General features: G+C 37.3%; 20 protein-coding genes. 6 read left to right on the plus strand and 14 right to left on the minus strand.

Annotated features, from left to right (window positions below; translation table 11 throughout):
* Window positions 1–24: 24 nt before the first annotated feature.
* The 3 genes from BMS_RS07825 to BMS_RS07835 all read left to right on the plus strand — a co-directional run bounded on the left by BMS_RS07825 (window position 25) and on the right by BMS_RS07835 (window position 3,419).
* Window positions 25–1,320, plus strand: coding sequence for an ATP-binding protein (locus BMS_RS07825; RefSeq protein WP_014244269.1), 1,296 nt, complete (start codon window positions 25–27; stop codon window positions 1,318–1,320).
* Window positions 1,321–1,385: 65 nt separating this feature from the next.
* A complete protein-coding gene (locus BMS_RS07830) occupies window positions 1,386–2,561 on the plus strand; it encodes a hypothetical protein (RefSeq protein ID WP_014244270.1) in 1,176 nt (391 codons plus the stop codon).
* Window positions 2,562–2,648: 87 nt separating this feature from the next.
* A complete protein-coding gene (locus tag BMS_RS07835; RefSeq protein ID WP_014244271.1) occupies window positions 2,649–3,419 on the plus strand; it encodes a hypothetical protein in 771 nt (256 codons plus the stop codon).
* 60 nt (window positions 3,420–3,479) lie between these two features.
* Here the strand turns inward: BMS_RS07835 and BMS_RS07840 are convergent, their stop codons facing one another.
* Genes BMS_RS07840 through lexA form a run of 4 tightly spaced genes read right to left on the minus strand, consistent with a single transcriptional unit; the run spans window position 3,480 to window position 7,689 of the window.
* Window positions 3,480–3,815 (minus strand): hypothetical protein, encoded by a 336-nt coding sequence (locus tag BMS_RS07840; RefSeq protein WP_044557410.1) that lies wholly within the window; start codon window positions 3,813–3,815, stop codon window positions 3,480–3,482.
* A 52-nt stretch (window positions 3,816–3,867) separates the two neighbouring features.
* Entirely contained in the window at window positions 3,868–5,955 is a 2,088-nt protein-coding gene (locus tag BMS_RS07845) for an alpha/beta fold hydrolase (RefSeq protein ID WP_014244272.1), read from the minus strand.
* Window position 5,956: 1 nt separating this feature from the next.
* The gene (gene dinB / locus BMS_RS07850; protein ID WP_014244273.1) at window positions 5,957–7,063 is read right to left on the minus strand and encodes a DNA polymerase IV; all 1,107 of its coding nucleotides are present in this window, start codon (window positions 7,061–7,063) and stop codon (window positions 5,957–5,959) included.
* A gap of 2 nt (window positions 7,064–7,065) precedes the next feature.
* Window positions 7,066–7,689, minus strand: coding sequence for a transcriptional repressor LexA (gene lexA / locus BMS_RS07855; protein ID WP_014244274.1), 624 nt, complete (start codon window positions 7,687–7,689; stop codon window positions 7,066–7,068).
* Between the two features lie 59 nt (window positions 7,690–7,748).
* Here lexA and BMS_RS07860 point away from each other — a divergent pair, with 59 nt between their 5' ends.
* Together BMS_RS07860 and BMS_RS07865 are read left to right on the plus strand one after the other, a co-directional pair.
* Window positions 7,749–8,591 carry a mechanosensitive ion channel domain-containing protein gene (locus BMS_RS07860; protein ID WP_044557411.1) on the plus strand — a complete coding sequence of 281 codons (843 nt, stop codon included), beginning with the start codon at window positions 7,749–7,751 and terminating at the stop codon, window positions 8,589–8,591.
* A 134-nt stretch (window positions 8,592–8,725) separates the two neighbouring features.
* Window positions 8,726–9,463 carry a hypothetical protein gene (locus BMS_RS07865; RefSeq protein WP_014244276.1) on the plus strand — a complete coding sequence of 246 codons (738 nt, stop codon included), beginning with the start codon at window positions 8,726–8,728 and terminating at the stop codon, window positions 9,461–9,463.
* A gap of 38 nt (window positions 9,464–9,501) precedes the next feature.
* Here BMS_RS07865 and BMS_RS07870 read toward each other — a convergent pair whose 3' ends face one another.
* The 10 genes from BMS_RS07870 to ubiE all read right to left on the minus strand — a co-directional run bounded on the left by BMS_RS07870 (window position 9,502) and on the right by ubiE (window position 18,661).
* Window positions 9,502–10,194, minus strand: coding sequence for an SDR family oxidoreductase (locus BMS_RS07870; protein ID WP_014244277.1), 693 nt, complete (start codon window positions 10,192–10,194; stop codon window positions 9,502–9,504).
* A gap of 41 nt (window positions 10,195–10,235) precedes the next feature.
* Window positions 10,236–11,108, minus strand: a complete 873-nt coding sequence (locus BMS_RS07875; RefSeq protein ID WP_157868258.1) for an extracellular catalytic domain type 1 short-chain-length polyhydroxyalkanoate depolymerase — start codon at window positions 11,106–11,108, stop codon at window positions 10,236–10,238.
* Between the two features lie 53 nt (window positions 11,109–11,161).
* Window positions 11,162–12,331: a hypothetical protein gene (locus BMS_RS07880; RefSeq protein WP_014244279.1), complete on the minus strand. Its 1,170-nt coding sequence runs from the start codon at window positions 12,329–12,331 to the stop codon at window positions 11,162–11,164.
* 124 nt (window positions 12,332–12,455) lie between these two features.
* Window positions 12,456–12,608: a hypothetical protein gene (locus BMS_RS17620; RefSeq protein WP_157765719.1), complete on the minus strand. Its 153-nt coding sequence runs from the start codon at window positions 12,606–12,608 to the stop codon at window positions 12,456–12,458.
* A 255-nt stretch (window positions 12,609–12,863) separates the two neighbouring features.
* Window positions 12,864–13,112: a hypothetical protein gene (locus tag BMS_RS07885; protein WP_014244280.1), complete on the minus strand. Its 249-nt coding sequence runs from the start codon at window positions 13,110–13,112 to the stop codon at window positions 12,864–12,866.
* Between the two features lie 42 nt (window positions 13,113–13,154).
* The gene (locus BMS_RS07890; RefSeq protein WP_014244281.1) at window positions 13,155–13,997 is read right to left on the minus strand and encodes an enolase C-terminal domain-like protein; all 843 of its coding nucleotides are present in this window, start codon (window positions 13,995–13,997) and stop codon (window positions 13,155–13,157) included.
* Complete coding sequence (locus BMS_RS07895; protein ID WP_014244282.1) at window positions 13,994–14,875, minus strand: 1,4-dihydroxy-2-naphthoate polyprenyltransferase; 882 nt, start codon at window positions 14,873–14,875, stop codon at window positions 13,994–13,996. Before BMS_RS07895 ends, BMS_RS07890 begins: the two co-directional genes overlap by 4 nt.
* Complete coding sequence (gene menD / locus BMS_RS07900) at window positions 14,872–16,587, minus strand: 2-succinyl-5-enolpyruvyl-6-hydroxy-3-cyclohexene-1-carboxylic-acid synthase (protein ID WP_157868259.1); 1,716 nt, start codon at window positions 16,585–16,587, stop codon at window positions 14,872–14,874. Before menD ends, BMS_RS07895 begins: the two co-directional genes overlap by 4 nt.
* A 13-nt stretch (window positions 16,588–16,600) precedes the next feature.
* Entirely contained in the window at window positions 16,601–17,947 is a 1,347-nt protein-coding gene (locus BMS_RS07905; RefSeq protein WP_014244284.1) for an isochorismate synthase, read from the minus strand.
* Window positions 17,948–18,661 (minus strand): bifunctional demethylmenaquinone methyltransferase/2-methoxy-6-polyprenyl-1,4-benzoquinol methylase UbiE, encoded by a 714-nt coding sequence (ubiE, locus tag BMS_RS07910; protein ID WP_044557413.1) that lies wholly within the window; start codon window positions 18,659–18,661, stop codon window positions 17,948–17,950.
* A 180-nt stretch (window positions 18,662–18,841) separates the two neighbouring features.
* Between ubiE and BMS_RS07915 the strand changes: the two genes are divergently transcribed.
* Window positions 18,842–19,819, plus strand: a complete 978-nt coding sequence (locus tag BMS_RS07915; protein WP_014244286.1) for a polyprenyl synthetase family protein — start codon at window positions 18,842–18,844, stop codon at window positions 19,817–19,819.
* Window positions 19,820–19,822 lie beyond the last annotated feature (3 nt).

Below are 19,822 nucleotides of genomic sequence, written 5' to 3' on the forward strand. Positions count from 1 at the left end.
GGGCCATAAATAAGGGTCCCTGTAATGGTATATGCAAAGAAGAATTTTAAGCAAACTCATACATTGGTCAATCTCTATTTGAGCCAATCTTTCTTCTTAAGTTTTGCACTCTTTTACGCATTAAATTTCTTACCATCTGCGGGTACGCTCGAGTTCTTCTCTTCAACTCTTCTCATTGCTCACTATCAATTCTATATTTATGCCAAAGGAAATTTAGAGAGCCTAAGTTATAGATGGGAAGTTCCAACTTTCTTCGTTTTTCAAATTTTTTCTTTTATTGGACTTAGCTTTTCACTGCAAGCATCAGCTCCTTTATTCTTAGCGATACTTCCATGCTTAGCAGGAATGTATTACTTCCTCTATCAAGATGGAAGGACACCTGCTAGAGCTGAGCGCAAGAGTTGGACTCTTATTGCAATTGGCCTGAGTTCATTCTTTATTTTCCAAGGGGTGAGAGAGTCAAACTTCTTAAATTTTCAAGACGGCGTGGTGCTAACTATTTTTAGTCTCTGGTGCCTTGGCACTGTTTACTTTGGTAGTGAATTCTTTTTAAGACAAAAGAAGAATCTCTTCCAAAGACTAAGAGCTGGCAAGCATAGTTTTGAGCAAGAGTTTAGTAATAAAGAGAGATACTTCTTTCACGATATTATTAATCACACTCATGGACTAGGTCTTTTTCTCTCAACAAAGATCGCCGAGAATAAGGGATTAGGCCCTCTTGATACAACAAGAGTTGCAGATGAAATTAAACTCTTTCAAACTCTAATTAGAGACCACTTTGGTTATGCTCACAAAGACCTAGGCGGCGAAGGAGAGTTTGTAAATTTTGAATTCGCGAAAATGGGTCTCTTTAATTTGATAGAGAATTTCCTCTCGAGCGAAGAGATAGACTGTCACCTTATTTTTAAAGGTGATATCGCTTCTGATTTCTCTTATCAAGAAAGTAAGAAGGCAGTGGTTCACTACCCAACCTTTCACAGAGTGATGAATAACCTAATAAAGAATATCTCAGAAGAGGGATCAAAGTTAATTGAATTCACTTTTGATTACTGCCCTGAAGGACTTTATATAAACGTAAAAAATAAAATTCTCTCTCTTAAAGAGAGCGATTTTCAACTGGAACAAGAATTGGAAGATATCATTCTTGAAAGTAACGTTAGAAAATTGGGAGAGAGAAGATCCGGTCTTGGACTTGAGAGTATTCAGAGCCTAGTTACTGATATCGATGGAAGCTTCAACTTTAAAGTTGAAGGAGAGTATTGGGTAAGTGAAGTTTTCTTACCTAGACCAAGCGAAAAACATCATAAAACTGCCGCATAATTAGCACTTTATTTATAGGCCGACTAAAGTTATTCTATTATAAAAAGAATAACTAGCGAGCTTTTATGAAATGGATTTCATCGGCGATAGTCTTAATCCTATGGCAAAATACCTTTGCTGCAAATGGACTAATTAACGGCACGGATGCAGAAGTCATCAATAAAAAGAGTTATCAACTTGAATTAGAGGCCAGAAGCTGGAGTTCCTCTACAAGAGTCGATGCTGATGGTGAGGAAGTTGAGTTTGGTGAAGATGAGGGGTTCTCAAAATTAGAGGCCGATCTACTTTTTAGATATGGTTTTAGTGAGCAATTAGAACTTCGTGGTGGGGCCCTATTTAGACAAGTTAAATCAACGGATCTCGAGGCCACAAAGTCTGGTGCAGAAAGTGTGCGCATAGGTGCAAAGTATGCTTTTAAACCTCTAGGTAATTGGCAATATGCCGTAGACCTTCAATATAGTGCAACTCTCTACGAAAATACTGACTATACAAATACTTCGGAGATTCCTGAGGGTGAGATGATCTTAGGAGATGCTGGGAACTCCTATCATGTCATGGGTATTCTCTCTTATAAGTCTCGCACAGGTAACTCCCTCAATGGCTCATTTGCCTACGTTGGCGCTCCCAATAGTTTAAGTTCAGAACTCTTCTATGATGTTAACGCTAAATTAGCTTGGAAGAGCTTTGCTCTCTTTGCAGGTCTAGAGGGCGTGAAGTCACTTAAGAATGATCCATATACTGATGAGCCAGAGAATAAACCACCACAAGGTCTAGGGGAGTCCTACCTGTATAATTCGGTAAATAGATCTTATACAAAACCTTATGTAGGCGCTTATAAGTCATTTGGTCGAGTTAGAGTTGGTATTAGAGGGGCACAAGTCATAAGCGGTATTTCCACTGATAAAGGGACAGAGGTTGCACTTAATCTAGCATGGAACTCTAGAGGCGAGACACGCTCTGATAGAAAGTTATCAAAGTTTAAAGAGTATGATCTCGAGGCCTCTGTTATAAAGGTTTCACCGAGAGGGAAGTTTTTAAAGATAGATAAGGGAATTTCTCAAGATGTTGAGAAAGGTCAGCTCTTTGATATTTATAAGACAGATTATTTTGGCGGTAATGATCTTGTGGCCCAAGGGCGAGTTTATGAATTAGGTGCTGATTGGGCAATAATTAAGCTAGCGAAAAAATTTAAGAAAATGACAATAAAGTCAGGATTTACAGCTAGAGGGCTTTCAAATTAAAAAGGGAAAATTTTTTCTTTTTTGTAATTTCAATACTCTAGGTTAAGATATTATTAGACTAACTAAATTTTCTAAAGGGAAGAACCCATGACGTTTTGGAAGAAATTATTTTATTCGACTTTGGCACTTGGCCTATTGGCCACCAATGTTCAGGCCAAGAGATTTACCAATCAATACTCTCAATTTGAGTTACCTCCAGGTTGGGGTTGTGCTCTAGAGGGAACGGAGTGGGTTTGCCAATCTGAAAATAAAGATAGAAAGAAAGAGGCCATCATTATTTTGGCCGCAAAGATTAGAGGAAATCAAGATTCTCTCGAGCAATACCAAGCTTATTTAAAGGGAACGAAGACCTTTACTCTTCCAGGTGGAAAGACTCAGGTCTCTGAGCCAGTTTACTCTAAGAAGAAGTCTGTTAATTCTCAGCAATGGATTGACTCACTTCACTTAGCATCAGAAGTTCCAGGTTTTTATACAAGATATATGGCAACTGTTAAGGCCGACTTAGGTGTAGCAGTAACTTTCTCTGTTGGAAAAGATCACTATAATTCATATAAGCCAGTCTTTGATAAAATTATCGAAACACTTAGAGTGTTTAGACAGAAGAAAGATTCAGGTGAGTGGACTGCTAAGACTAAGTCTGGTTCAGCACTAGATAATGCTGATGGACTTATTGATGATGGTGGTATGACAGGTGATATTTCTGCGAGACGTGCTCAAAAATCTAAATCAGGTTCTGGTGGTGCAACTGATTATCTCATCTATATTGTTATCGCTGCCGCTGCTGGATTTGTTTTAATGAAACTTAAGAGCGGTAAAAAAGGTAAGAAGAAGAAAAAGAAGAAATCAAAGAAATCATAATTCATCATAGGCGCTAGAGTCCTTCTCTAGTGCCTACATTTTATCAAAATCAATTTTCCATTAGATAATATTTAATTTCTTGCTAAGAGAATGATTAGCGGCAATTTCGTTATTGTCTTCGCTAGTAATCTCTCGTAATTGATCTTCTCTAGAGAGGGCAACTTTCTTCCACTCCAATTCTCTCTGTGTACCCTTGATGCGCTCAGGATTATAATTAGGTCTATCTGAAACGTATGGAGAATTAGAATCCCTATTTGGAGGCGAGGCAATTTTCTCTGTGAGGTTTTCAAGTTTATGGAGGCTATAGCTCACAGACTCAAGACCTTCTACGATATCGTTGCTTCGTCCGTTGCTGGTATCAAAAGTTTTAATAGAGTTGAGTCTATTTATTTTCATAGTTAACTCATCGGTTACCCGATGAAAATACTTTAGTATTTGTGGGGATTTTCTAAGATTCCAAGAATTTACAGATTGTATTTGCAAACTCTTCCGGGCGCTCGAAATGCGTGTTGTGAGAGCAATCGGAGATTTTTTCAAAGTTTAGGCCATACCTTGTTTTTAATTCCATAGAGGCCGCTAGATACTTATGATCTCTTTCACCACAAATTGTGAGGGCATTTAAATCTTTTCTTCTTTGTAAAAAGGGTCTGTAGTCAGGCTGAATCCCAACACTAAAACTCTTAAGTGCCTCTGACCAGAGCTTCCAATCATATTGAGATCGCTTATTTATAAAGTGTTCAAAGTCTTGGTGCTCTTTTATTTTTCCAAAGAGCGGATTTTCATACCAGTAAATGAGAAATTCTCTGAGATCACTTTGATTTGAAATTCTACTAAATAATTTCAAATCACTTTGATAGCGCTTCTCTCTCTCGTCCTCATCAACAATTCCTGCTGAAGCACTTTCTAAAATGAGTGATTCAACTTCTAGTCCTCGCATCACAAGCCCTAGAGCAAGACGACCTCCCTGCGAGTAACCAAGTAAGTGAAATGGTTTGGCCAAGAGTTGTGCAAGCTCGGCGAAGTCCATTTGTAATTTTTCTAAACTTAGAGAAGTGAGATTTCTATTCTCCCCGTGCCCAGGTAGATCTAGAGCAATAGTAAAGAATTTAACTCTTAGTAATTCTTGTATCTTATTCCAATCTTCCTTTTCTCCCATAAAGCCGTGCAGAAGAATAATCCATGGTCTTCTAGGATCACCACTAAAAGTTAGTGGAAAAAGCTCTCTCGCTCTTTCAATACTTACCAGTAGTGGTGCAACTTCTTTTAAAATTGATTTCTTAAGCTTAATACCCGTAAAGGCATAATCAGGAACTTTAAAATAATAGCGCGGTCTTTTAAAGGGTGGAAGATTAGAGCTGGCCAATTGCTTAATCTCTGCTTGATCTTGTTTCCCCGTATAGAATAGCGTGGACATCATTCCTAACTTCTCATCTTCTACGGGAATAACAAAGGCATCACTAATACCAGATTCAATGAGAGTAGACTCAACTTCTAAGGGGTTGATATTTTCACCGCCACTGATAAAGACATCATCAATTCTACCTTTGATATAGAAAAGATCTTCTTGAGTATAGGCCATATCATTGGTGACGATCACTCCGTCTCTAAAAATAGGAGAGGTGCTATCAGATTTAATTATTAGAGCAGAGCGCGAGTCTAGAGAAATATCAACGTTCTCAAGAGGCATTCCGATAGAGCGCAAAACACTTGCTTTAGAAGTTACTTTCGTGGCCATAACCATTGCGCACGTTTCACTCATGCCATAAGTCGATGAGGCCTTGAACTTATATTGCTCGATTTTGCTAAGAGTTTCATGTGAGGTCTTCGCCCCACCAATAATAAAAGTGCACTCTCTATAGAATTCATGTTGCTCTTTATTGTCTAGTATTCTCTCTAACTGGAGAGGAACAACAGACATGAAACTTGGGCATTGGGGAAAGTCCTCTGGAGAAATCTTTCCTGGATTATGTAGTGAGAGCTTTGCTCCTTCGGTAATTGATCTTATAAAAATCATTAAGCCTCCCACATGATAGAGAGGAAGCGTTATAGGAAGGTAGCATTGATCATTTACATTAAAATGCTTACAAAATTTCTTAGAAGCACTGAAGAGATTTTCAAAACTAAGGGGAATTGGTTTTGGCCTTGCAGTACTACCTGAAGTCAGTATATAGCAGGCAATAGTTTTATCTTTTAAAAGCTCGTTTGTTTTTAAATCTTTTGAAATGAGAGCTTCGTATTCTTTAATGAATTCTGCAGATGTCTCTGGTGCGTGAAAAATGAGCACTCTACCTGCTAACCAATATGCGAGAATATTAATTAGATCTTCTCTTGTATTATTAGGTGTGAGTGAGACTAAGGAGTTCTTCGTTTCTTTACAAGTTTCTTCAAAAGACTCATTAATATTTTGTGCTTTATCTTTTGCTAATTGAAAGAACTCTTTGTAAGTAAGAGTTTCATCTTCAAAAGAAGATAAGAGAAAATCATTCTCTTTTGAAAATAATTCTTCTAGAAATTTTATTGGCCCTATTATGTTCATATTAAATAAGCTTCAATTGTTTTGGGCCAATGGGGCCGTGCTCTAGGCGTATTCCTATTCCTATCAATCTTACTGGCCTTTGTCCTCTTTGATAAGCAATCTTTGCTAGCTCGTCTAAGTGGAGAGTGAAATCTTTTGTGAATTGATGATCCTTCCATAATTCGAGATAGAAGTCCTCTTCTTTTTTCTTTTCTACAGTGACTGTTTGAAAATCGAGAAACTTTATCTTAACAAAGGCCTTGGCCACTTTCTTATCGTGTCCATACTTAACTTGGTATCTTCTAATTCTCTCCAATAACTCACTTCGAAGTTCGGAGATATAAGTTAAACACTTGTTAATATCTTCTATATCCTTATTGAAGGTATGCTCAACAGATATAGATTTTCTATCGTGAGTGGAGATGACTTCACGCTGATCTATTCCGCGGCACTTTAAATAAAGAGAAGCACCCATTTTCCCAAAGATACTCTCAAGTCTCTCTCTCTTCCAGGTCCTTACTTTTTCACATGTACTTAGGCCATAGTCATAGAGCTTCTGAGCACTAACTTTTCCTATTCCAGGAATGAGTCTTACGTCCAGTGGTTTAACAAATTCATCGACCTCATCTGGAGTGATTACAAAGAGACCGGCCGGTTTCTTCCAGTCACTAGCAATTTTGGCGAGAAACTTATTGGGCGCCACACCTGCTGATGCTGTAAGTTTAGTTTGTTCAAGAATTTGTTTTTGAATCTCTTTAGCGATAAGTGTAGCGCTTCCTCCAAAGAGTTCACAGTCTGTAACATCTAAAAAGGCTTCATCTAAACTTAGAGGCTCAATTCTATCTGTAAACTTTTTGAAGATTGTATGAATGATAGAAGAAGCTTCTTTGTACTTTGAGAAATTAGGAGGAATGATTTTTAAGTGTGGACACTTTCTGATGGCCATTGATGATGGCATAGCGGCCTTCACTCCAAACTCTCTTGCTTTATAATTACTCGTGCATAAAACACTTCTAGAGTTTGGAGGGCCCCCAATTGCTATGGGGATATTTCTCAGGGAGGGATCATCTCTCATCTCAACAGCTGCGTAGAAGCAGTCCATATCAATATGGATAATTTTCCTCTCCATTGCTACTCGTATGACCTCATTAGACCTACGAGGATTCCTGCAATAGAGAATTCGCTCTGAGTAGGATCTACTTGAATAGGTTTCATTGTGCTATTGGCAGGAATGAGTTCAATAGTATTCTTTAATGGTGAGTACCTCTTAACTGTTGCCTCTCCGTCAACAATAGCGATAATTGTTTGTCCTTTACTGGCAGTTTGTTGGTGGCGGCACACGATAATATCTCCATCTAAGATACCATCTTCAATCATTGAGTCTCCCTTTACATTGAGAGCATAATAGCGCTTAGAATCCCTAATCATATGAGTGGGAATAGCTATCGTATTGTCTGGGTTTTCGATGGCCTCAATGGGAATACCTGCAGCGACATCACCAAGTAGGGGGATCTCAATCGTATTTTCATCTACGCTTTGGGCCTTTGTCTCTTTGGGCCTAAGTCCTCTTCTCGCGTTCCAATTTGAATCAATATGGCCTGCATCTTTTAGATATTTAAGGTATCTTTGTACAGAACCAAAAGATTTAAGGCCAAAGGCCTCTTTGATTTCTTTTTGGGTAGGAGCAACTTCGTGCTTATCCCAGTAGCTAGTTATGAAATCGAGAACTTCTTTTTGTTTCTTTGTTATACTCATACGTATATTTTGAGCGTAAGTTTTGCGTAAGTCAAGCGCTTATTTTTAAATGGACTGAAATGGATTTAAAAAATTTAATTTTCGATAATTTATACTTTAATAAAATATTTCTAAGTGTTGCTGCTCTCATCATCATTATTGTCTTTAGACTCTCTATTGCGAGGGCCTTAAATAACGCAACTAATATGAAGATTGAAAGACGTAGAAAGTGGTTCGTAAACTTGAATTCTTTCGTCTCTTTTCTCATCGTACTAACTATTTTTATTCTTTGGACAGACGAGCTTAAGACCTTGGCCTTCTCTCTTGCCGCTATCTTAGTATCTCTAATTATTGCCTCGAAAGAATTTATTCTAAACTTCTTTGGTGGTGTATTTAAATTAACTCAAAAGAGTTTTCATATTGGTGATCGAATTGAAATTAATGGCATTCGAGGTGACGTCATCGATCGCTCTCTCTTTTCTACAAAAGTTTTAGAGATTGGTCCTGGTCACGAAACACATCAATTGACAGGAAGAAGTATTGTTATTCCAAATGCTATTTTTCTAACCAATTGTGTGATTAATGAGTCGCATTTAAAGAACTATGTCCTTCATACATTCAAGATTCCTGTTAAAGGAGATACTGATTGGGAAGCAAGTGAGAAGTTGCTAATTGAGATTTGTGAAAATCACTGTAAGGACTACTTTGAAAGGGCCCAGAAGCACTTTGACAGAATACAAAAAACATCACATCTAGAAATTCCTATTCTAAAGCCTAGAGTTCATATAAATGTGGTTTCTCCAGGGCAATTAGACCTAATCGTTAGGTTTACCGCACCGGCCAGTCTCAAGGGAAGAATTGAGCAGAGGATTCTGAAAGACTATTTAAGAATAGTTTCACAAGAAACAGCTGCAGATCAATAAAAACAGTATATTACTGATTAATTTATTAGTATTACTAATACTTGCTATTAGCTGTAAGTTTTTATTAGATTGACTTAATCTCCTCTTTACTTGTATAAAGTCGTAACAATTTCACTCATAGAGAGGAGAGACTCGTGAAAAAACTATTAGGCGCCACCTTAATTACTTTATTTGCATTTTCTAGTAGTGCAGCTATGCACTCTCTACCATTCACTCAAACAGATTTAGAGTACGTAGATGAGTCAAAAACATATGATGTCGACTATCATACAATTTCAGAGATCACTGTTGAAGAAGTTGAAATTGGTGATGAATTAGTTTGGGCCCCTCAATATAAGGGATTCGATAAGAACCTTGGTGAAATCATCATGGTTGTTGATAAGTTAATCGCACTAGGAAAAAAGATTTGGACAATTGTTGAAGCTGGAAAGCCAGTTGTTACAGTAGATATGGGAAAGCCAATCAGTGTTCTTCCTAAGACTGATAGTGGTCAATTAGCTGCATTCTATGACATGGACTCATGGAGTATGCCAATGGCCAGAACTTATAAAGTTAGCTTCAAAAATGGTTTTGGATCTAGTGTAATCGGTTTTGATTATACAGTGAACTTCCAATGGGGTGGTAGATACGAAAATAAAGGCGCATACCTCACAGGTCTAAACGTACAAGCAAGTAATGTAAGCGTTAGTTGGGGATTCAACTTTGATGCTAGCTCTGAGCTCGTATCAATTGTTAATCACGGATCTAGAGACAATCCAGTTGCAGGCGCAGCAGTAAGAGTTAAATACACTGCCAAGAGTGTTCTAAGAGAGATTAAAACTTCTGAATCATTCCACGTAACAGGAAATGGTCAAATTCAAAAACTCTACTAATAAAATTCGGGTACGTTTTAAAACGTACCCAACTTTTTCTACCAATGAATTAAGCTTCCATCGATATCCCAATACTTCATATTATTTTCTTTATTCATTTTAGACATTGAATCGAATAATCTTTGACTCGACTCCGTGGGAGTTAGATCACCTTGATTTGATGTCATCTTAGTTTGAACAAAGCCTGGGTGAAAGAGTCCAAGGGTAATACCTCTTTGGCCAATGGCCTTTGAGAGGCTCATTGTACCCATATTAAGAGCGCATTTACTCATTCTATAACCATAGTACCCACCAAATCCATTATCAGAGATAGATCCCATTTTAGATGTGATCATCGCTACTTTTGAATCTTTTATTAAATAGGGAAGAAGCGTAGATGTTACTCGAAGTGGAGCGATCGTATTGACTTCAAACTGCTTTCTCATATTATCAAAAGAAGTCTCATCAAATGGGACTTCCTCATTTAAAAAGAGTCCAGCATTATTAATAAGGAGATCTATTTTGAAGTTATCCTTCTCTTTTGCGATACCTGTAAAGAAGTTCTCTATTCTTTGGTAGGCTTCGTTAGTAGTGAGGTCAACTCCTTCTAAGATTTGAATATTAAGTTCTTTGAGTTCAGTAGAGGCCTTTCTAACAATAGCAATAACACTATCTTTATTCTCTATATGTCTCTTGGTGAGCTCAAGCCCAATTCCGCTGCTGGCACCTGTAATGACAATAGTTTTTTGCATAAAATACTCCTTACTTTTTATTTTAAAGAGTATTTTACATTTTAAAGCTTAAAGAAATCTAGGATTAATTTGGTCGCGGATGGACCTTTCTCTTGATTATATGGGAATTCTTCATTTCCCCCTGACCATTCATGCCCTAGAGAATTAATAAGAATAGATTTAACTTCCACATTCTTCTCATTATTTTTCCAAGAATGCTCAGAATAAGAGTACCCATCTTCTCTTAGAACTTCTCTTGTACTCTGAGTGAGTTCAATTGAAGAGAGTTTGTTATAGATAATAAATTGTTCACTAATATCATCTAGATTTAGAGGGGCAACAACTTCATCTTCGCTACCTTGAATGATGAGAGAAGAAATTCCTCCGTTATATTGTGAACTACAAATTCTTCCCTTAAGGGCTGTTAAATATGGTGTTGAATCCATACCATTTTTTAAGACGTACTTTGCAAGTAGTGGATTAACTGTCGACGCGTAGGGAACACCTGAGTGACTCGCGCCCGCTTGAAATCTTTCAGGGTAGCAATTTAGAAGTATATTGCTCATCCCGCCACCAGAGCTCATACCCATGACATAGAAGTTCTTTTTATCGAGACTATATCTCTTTGTGGCGTCATCCATCGCTTTGATAATAGAGTAGGGCTCTCCTGCTCTTAGTTGATTTAAAGCGAGAAACCAATTCCAGCAATTATATGGATTAGAAGTTCTCTTTTGCTCTGGGAGTAGAAGATTAAAACCTCTCTCTCTAGCTGATTTAATAAGGTGAGAGCCGAGTGCAAAACTCTCTGCGTCTTGTTTGCAACCATGAATTGCGACAAGAGTCTTCGCTTTGTGAGCACCTTTAGGTGCAGCAAAGAATTTATAAGTTCTTGAACCATAGATGGTAGAAACTTTATGAGTACTTAATTGGGCCAAGGAGCTTGACCCAAAAAGAATACAAAAGAATATAAGGGAGAGTTTGCTAGTCATTAGAACCAGAAATTTACACCTGAACCAAGGGCCCAAGCATCTCTAAATCCTGCGTAACCGTGAGCGTAACCTAAGTGTGAAAGAGCTTTCCACTCATACTTTCTCTCGTAGAGAGCACCAACTTTAAAGTTTACTCTCTTTGCCATTTTCCAAATAACACCGAAGTCTACTTTGTAGTTATTAGTATGCGCATTTTGACCACGGTTGAAGTTTTGTTGACCAACACCATTTGGAATATTGTTCTTATTAAATTCTTGTGAGTTTACAAGAGCAAATTCTGTATTAAGTTGTAGTGTTGTAATTTCTGTTAGCTCATAGAGAACTTGTAATTGTCCAAGTTGTTCGTACTGATGCTCAATTGCATATCTATCATTTGGATGGTTACTTACATACGCGAAAGTATATTCAAAAATAAATTCCCAAGCACCAGTTTTATACTTACCTGAAATATCTGTTGCCCAGTTAAGATTGTAGTCAAGGTCTCTATCTTTAATTAAACCACCGATTGCAAATTCAACTCCTCTCTTAGGATAGAAGTAAATCTTATTAGCAATTCCAATATCTTTTCTCGTATCAATTTCTTTTTCTGTTTCGTAGATAATCTCACCACGTCCAGGATTTGAGCTGTTGTCTGTTTCGTAACCAACTGGGTTTGATGTGTCGTAATCTTCTTTTGGTTGTCTAGAGTCGGCGTAGACATTAAAAGTATTTCTAAATCCTTTTCTGTAACCACCGTAGCTAATTTCACCAACAATTTTTCTATCTTGATCTCTGAAGCTGTGCTTTGTTCCTAGAAGTGATCCACCATCGATATAGTGTGACTCTAAAACACCGAAGGCCATTTGATGAATTCTCACTTTTCCTTTTCCTATTCCAAAGCGCCAATTCCTCATCGGTCTCCACGTAAGCATTGCTTCTTCATAGAGATTATTTGGTTCATCTAACTGTCCGTCTAAGTCTAGCTTTATCTTTGCACCAAAGTCTTCATGGTTAAAATAGAACTTTAAATCAATAGTTCCAATTCCCATTTTCATTGTAGGGTCTCTATCTTCAACAGACTCATAAGAAAGTGTGTTAAGGGCAATAAATCCTTTTACCTCAGTGTCTAGGGCATAGGTTTTTGTGGCTAAAAATAAGGTAATAAAAAAGGAAATGAATAGGAATTTCACGAAAGCTCCAGCTATAAATTAATACTGGTGCATTGATTAACATACTAGAAATCTAAGTTAAAGTGAGAATATTGTTAGGGAAAACTTAACGCGCGGCAAGTGGAAATATTACAGAATGTAGAGACTAAATGTCTCTACATCTCTCAATTGTTTCAAAATAAGTATGCTCACTAGTGTAAAAGTTATCAGAACACTTATCGTTAGCAATTTCTCTTTTTGTAGCAGAGCTACAGGCCGCAATTGTAAGTGCAAATGCGAGCAGTAATAATTTTTTCATAATCTTCTCCAATTTCTTAGCTTATCGACAGCTTCTGCGATTTAGCTTAAGATAAAAGCTTGTAACATGATAGATTTCAGATACTTAGGGTAGGTGAATTATCCGGTTACAAAAGTTGCCCGACTTATGCATCCCTAAGATGCAGTTCTATTATATCTTAAATTCGTGTGGACCACTAGGGAAGAAGATTTTGTCTATCTAGTAATAGAGAGGACTTAACAAAAGAAAGGCCGCATACTTAGCGGCCTTAGTGGATTACATTTTCCCTTTCGGGCTTCTGTGAATCTTACATGTATTGAGGTCACATTCCTCAGCACTCATTTTTGCATGATCTTGATTGTGCTTATGCTTCTTACCTTTTTTCATATGACATTTCTTTGAGTCACATTTCTTTTTGTCCATCTTGCATTGCTTATCTCCTTTAGCGCAACAAGACTTGTCTTTTGTAGTGTGTGCACATGAAACGAAAAATAGTGCAACTGAAAGTAATAATAACTTCTTCATTATTTTCTCCTTAAATCCGTTTGAAATTATTCTAGCAAAGAATCAAATAATATTAAAAGGTGAAATATTGAGCCTATCTAAATTAAAGTACTCTAATGTATCAAGTCCTGGAACTTGGTCGCCTTCGGCCGCAAGCATCTTTAATATTTTCATGTTGTTGGGAGGCTCAAAGGCGCTTGAAATAACGACTTCTTGGTTTTCTAGGGCCAATTCTTTAAGAGTATTTCTTAGAGAAAGATTCCAAGTTGGTTTGACAATAATGTACTTTGCAAAATGAAAATCTCTTCTGTGCCCAATATTTTCGTCAAGGGCGAACTCTAGTTCATGAGATCTTTTTATTAATTGCCACTCAGTTGCATTTACTAGTGGTTCTTCTATATATTGCACTCTATCTAGTTTTAAGTCTTCTAGGTATGCATTGAGTTGCTCTACTGTGAAAGACATATTTCCATCTAGTCGAATCTGAGTAGACTCATTTAAATTTTCTAAAAAAATCTTTAGCCACTTTCTTTCAAGATCTAAATCACCCCTTCCAATTTTTACTTTGTAGATAGTATTCACTTGGCAAGTGTTTGCTGATTCTTTTGGGTCATTACTTAAATCTATATAGAGAAGTTTATTACTCTTTATTTCAATATCTTCTACACCGGTAAAGAAATCAAAACACTCCTTAGCAAAGAGTGCACTAGGAGTTTTAAACTCTGCATTTTTAAAGTCTAGATATGACTCTTTAAGAGTTTCTTGGTGAAGACCTGGAAGTGGAGCGAGATCGACTTTTATAATACCGTTATCTATTTCAATCCACTCTCGTTCATGAATGATTTCATTACCAATTTTAATTTCTCTTCTTAGAGGGCAGCTTCCCTTTCTATATGTGTAATTCACAGTAGCGCTCCAAGACTAAAAACTGCGCAGTAAAGAAAGAGATACTTTCCAGTGTTGGCCAGAGCGAGGTTAAGCTTGCTATCAATAGGCGCTTTAGCAATTTGCTTCCACGTTAAAAAGAAAGGGTAACAAGTTATTGTCGCTAAAATAGACCATGAAAGATTTAACTTTAAGTAGGCATAGTAAGGAATGAACGTTGATAGAAGTACAAGTGAGAGTGTAAAGGCGCGAGCAAATTTCTCTCCTACTAAAGTTGCAATAGTTACTTTTTGAGTTTTTGAATCACTCTCAATATCTCTTAAATTATTCACACTCATGATAGCGGCAGAGATTAGCCCAGGGCCTAGACCTAGTATAATAATATCTAAGTTGAACTCTTTATATTGGAGATAGTAAGTTCCCCAAACAGCTACTGGACCAAAGAAGATAAGAGCAAAGAGCTCTCCTAGAGCGTAATGACTAAAGGGAAAGGGGCCACCAGTATAGCCATAGGCCGCTAGGATACAGAGAATCCCCATGATGATAATTGTACTACCACCGATATACATAAGATAAATACTCACAACTACTGCAAAGAGAAAACAGAGAATAAATCCTCTCTTTACAACTGGTGCAGGTATAAGTCCTGCTTGTGTCACCCTCGTAGGTCCAAGTCTCTTTTCACTATCAATACCTCTTACGGCATCATAGTAGTCATTAACAAGGTTCGTTCCAATTTGCATGGATACAGCTGCTAGTAATGTTAGGATGAAAATTAGAGGTGAGAAATTTTCGCCCATTTCATAGGCCAGGGCGCTACCTAAGATAACTGGACCACAGGCCGCTGGTAGTGTCTTAGGCCTAGATGCTTGTATCCAGGCACTGAGTTTATTATTCATAATTTAACCGTTTTTAATTTATTATAGACTTCAATATTTTCTTCGTTGGAGACAATCGCTTCGATTAGGATTGTATTCTTCTTTTTCTGAGCATTTTGAAATGCTTCTTCAAAAGAAGATGTTGAAGTTACTTTTATATAGTCTATGGAAAATTGTTCTGCTGCACTCTCAAAAGTAAGATCGTGTGGAGTTGTGAGGTAGGGCAATAAGGCCTCTTCCTTTGCAATTGGAAGTAGAGTGAAGATTCCTCCTCCGCTATTATTAACTAAGACGATACACATTGGTGTTTTAGAATCTTTAATAAGCTGTAGCGAGTTTAAGTCATGTAGAAAACTTACATCACCAATGACTAGAGTCATATACTTATTCATACTCTCGGCTGCACCTAGAGCACTGGCCATTAGTCCTTCTATCCCGCTAACACCGCGGTTAGTGAATATATCAATATCCTTAGTGCTCTCCATTGATAAGTAGTTATCAAAACTTCGAACTACCGTACTATTTGCAATATATAGAGACTGCTTGTCTTCTATCTGATCAATTATTTTCTTAGAGATAACAGGGTAGCTTAGAGGCGACTCTTCAATTAATTGACATTTCTTTTGTGTGAACTCACTCCAATTGATTCTAATTGGATTCTCACTTGGTTGAATATGTTCACACATCTCAAGACAGAATTGATCTACTTCGCAGATCATTCTGTAGTCTGTGTTCTGAGAAGGGTCTTCTTTTTCTTCACTCCAGTTAACACTAATAAGTTCAATGTCAGCAAACTCTTCTAAAAATCTATAGTAGTGTTTACTTGTTGTTCGACCACCGAGGTGAATGATTGCCGAAGGTTTAACTCTGCTCATTTGTTCATAGACTTCGCTATGATCAAAAGTTGGAATGATATTATCTCTTATTGAGTAATTATATTTTAGTGAAGAAGATATATCTAAGAATACTGGCCAATTTAACTTTTGGATAAAGGCCTTGATAATTTCCTTATCGAGCGAACAAGGAAGGGAGCCAACAACAAGTAGGCCTTTTGGATTATCCTTGATAATCTTTGCAATGCTCTCTTTGGCCAATGGACTAAGCCCTTGGGTTGGAGGAAAGTACTTTGTTTGAAAAGATTTCTTAAATCCACTCTTAGCTCTTTCTACATAGTCTTCATCAATATGAACCTCTGTCATATCAATTGGCTCTCTAAGAGGTATATTTAAATGTACTGGCCCTTTGATAGGGTAGCGTGATCTGAAAATAAGATGGTCTACAGTGTTTCTTATAACCTGTGGACAAATTTCTGTTGTTGGGGCCCCTAAGCAATTGTCTGCTAATATATGGTGCCCATAAAAGTGAACCTGATTAATTGTTTGATTGGCATCACTTGTGGCAAGCTCAATTGGTCTGTCGGCAGAGAGAACAATTAGAGGAGTTGCTGATTTCTTAGCTTCGATAATTGCAGGTGTATAATTTGCTAGTGCCGTTCCAGAAGTACAAATAAGTGCTGATGTTTTACCTGTGGCCTTAGCATTTCCAAGTGCTCTATAGGACTGTGCTCTTTCATCTACTCCTAGGAATAGTGAAACCTCATCTCTTCTTTGTAGTAGAGATTGAACCAATGGGGCATTTCTCATGCCCGGTGAAATATAGTAATGGGTAACATCAGACTTGATTAACTCATCAATAATTATTGAAGACCAAAGTGTTGAGAGGTTATTGGCCAAAATCATTTTATACCTAGAGTGTGATCTCGAAGTTCTTCATTTTATTTTGAGTTTCTACCCACTCACTTTCAGCTTCGCTGCCAGTGACTAGACCACAACCTCCAAATAAATGTAACTTCGTCTCTTCTGTAAGAGCACTGCGAATTGCAACTGCAAATTCACATGACTCTGCAGAGATATAGCCCATTGGACCTGCGTAGAGTCCTCTATCAAAAGGCTCTGCCTGCTCAATGCACTTCTTTGCCATCTCCCACGGTCTTCCGCCTACGGCCGGCGTAGGGTGGAATGTATTAAGAAGAACTGCAAAGTTACTTCTCTCTGGAAGAGTTGCATTAATATGAGTGTGCAAATGCTGAATAAATTTTAACTTGAGTATAGACTCTTTATTTTCAACTCGAACATCTGCACCAAGATTTGAAAGTTTTTCTTGGATTTCTCTAGTGACGATTCTGTGCTCATTCAACTCTTTCGCTGAGCTCATAAGCTCACTTTGAAACTTTAAATCGGCTTCAAAGTCATTTGATCTAGGTCTAGTACCAGCAAGACAGTCGAGAGAGATCTCTCTATTGTTTAACTTAAAGAGCTTCTCTGGTGTGAAGCTCATAAAGACTTTCCCATCGCCTGGATCGAGATACATGAGGTAGCTATCATTAGCATTTTTCATATTCTTCTCAAAGATGGCCATTGGGTCAGCTAGTCTATCAAATTCTACAATTTCTTTTCTAGCAATAACCACTTTCTCTAAAGGTGTTGTAGAAAGTGTATTTAAGCAGTAATCAACCATATTAGACCACTGATCTTTAGAAGGGTAAGTGGCCACTTCTCTAGGCTTTGTCACTGTAAATTCATGTCTAATGAAGTTTAAGTAAGCTTCGAGTTCAAAGAGAGCATTCGATCTCTTGTCTTCTGTTGAAATTGACTTCTTATTAAAAACAACCTTTAGAACAGTTGATTCAGGTGTTGTTTCAAAAATAATCTTTGGCAGTGTGAAGTGACATTCGTCAAAACCTGACCATGCATCATCGCGCTTTGTGTTTGAGTCAAATCGCTGTGCTCCAAGGAATACGAGGTCGTTGTCAGACTCGATAAGGCCTAAGAGTTTATTATAATCATATTTCTTTGTGTAAGTAATATGAGAGCCAATACCTAGGATCTCTTTTGAATTATCTTTACTCTTGAAATAATTTAAAGGCCTATGAATAACGTGACCAAGAAGGTTTGATAATTTTGTCTTTTCGATTTTAAATTTATAAGTAACAAAACGCTTCTTATCTTTTGATAGATTATCAAAGTCAACTTGCTTCCAATGCTCTGAAAGCTGTCTTATTACTGAATGTTTCAACTCTAATAGATTAATCATTTATTTCTTATCACCGATATAAAGGTTTGAGATTCCAAATGTTAGCTCTGTGAAGTTTGCATTTGAAAATCCTGCTTCTTTCATCCAATTAGTAAAACTTTCACCATAAGGAAAGTCTTCAACTGTTTCGTTAAGATATGTATAAGCATCTTTATGCTTTGAAAGTAAGTTTCCAACAAATGGAAGAAGGTGTCTGAAGTAGAACATGTAGACGGCCCTAACAAGAAAATTCTTTGGTAGGCCAAATTCCATAATCATCACTCTGCCACCTGGCTTTAAAACGCGAAAGATCTCTCTTAGGGATTTTTGTGGGTCTGGGAAGTTTCTAATACCAAAGCTGATTGTTACAACGTCCATTGTTTCATCAGCGGCAGGAATATTACATCCATCGCCAATATGAAGTGCAATCTTATTTTCTTTACCAGCTTTCTTAACCTTCTTCTTACCAAATTCAACCATTCCTTTTGATAGGTCGATCCCAGTAACTTTAGAAATATTCTTTGATTTTACGAGTACGAGAGGAACATCAGCTGTTCCCGTTGCAAGGTCAAGGGCCTGCATATTTTCTCTTTTAGGTAGATTCTTTAAGAGCTTACTTCTCCAGTAGATATCGATACCACAGGAGAGTAACTTATTTAAAAGATCATAAGTTCCTGCAATCTCATCAAATATTTTCCAAGATTCTTTTTTACGGCCTTGAAGCGCTGTCGTCATAGGTTCCTCTTTTAGGTATTCTAGGCCCAAAGATATAACTTTTTGTGCCTAATGTTGCAAGTGTTGTCTAAAAAAAGAAGTAATGATTTCATGTAAGTTTAGCAACTGTGTTATTTCTCATTTACATTGAGCGCTGGGCCTGTTAAAAGAGTGTGTTATTAAATCACTTTTAATTATAGTATGTTACAAGACTTTCTATCTACAATTCCCCTGAAGACCCTAAAGCATGTCAAAGATATGGATCTCAATATATCTTCGAATAACTGCTCAAAGGCCGTAAATGAGCTCCTTCAAAATAGTGTGCTCGTTGGTGGGAAGAGACTTCGTCCGTTGCTCACTTATTTAGTGGGTCATCTCTATGGTGTAGATTTTAAAACTCTTGATCCATACGCAAAATCTATCGAATTAGTCCACGCTGCAAGTTTGTCACATGATGATGTCATTGATAATGCGACAACAAGACGTGGAGTTGCCTCTATCAATATACAAGCTTCAAATAAGAAGGCCGTGCTTGCAGGAGATTACCTTCTCTCTGATGTTATTGTGAATCTCACTAATGCTGGAAACCTCGAATTAGTAGGGGAGATGGCTAAGGTTATTCAAGACCTTGCCATTGGAGAATGGATTCAGGCCGACGCTATTGAGACAAGAGATTATACGAGTGAGCTAATTGAAGAAATTGCTATCAAGAAAACAGCATCTGTGATGAGTTGGTGTTGTTATGCTCCAGCTATTTTAGCCGGGCTCTCTCGCTCTACAATTGAGAAGTCTAAGCAAATGGGAATTGATCTAGGCATTGCCTTTCAATTAATGGATGACACTCTAGACTTTTCTTCAGAGTCTCAGAAAGATGCAAATCTTGATCTAGATAATGAATTGGTAAATTCAGTAATTTTTCAGTGGCTAAGTATGCATCCAGTAGAGTTTGAAAAATATAGAAATGGAGAGTCTCTCTCTAAGCTCTATAATGGTGAGAAAATTGAAAAGGCAGTTGAAGTTGTTCGTGAAGCTGCTAATAAGCATATTGAAAGTGCGAGAAATCTCTTAGAAGAAATCCAAAAAGATCTTTGCACGAATGAAAAAGAGATGAAGGCCTTTAATAAGAATAAAAAGCCTATTCTCTATATCTTTGACTACTTAACTCAACGTCGTCATTAATCA

Source organism: Halobacteriovorax marinus SJ, from assembly GCF_000210915.2.
In the GTDB taxonomy this organism is placed as follows: Bacteria; Bdellovibrionota; Bacteriovoracia; order Bacteriovoracales; family Bacteriovoracaceae; genus Halobacteriovorax; species Halobacteriovorax marinus.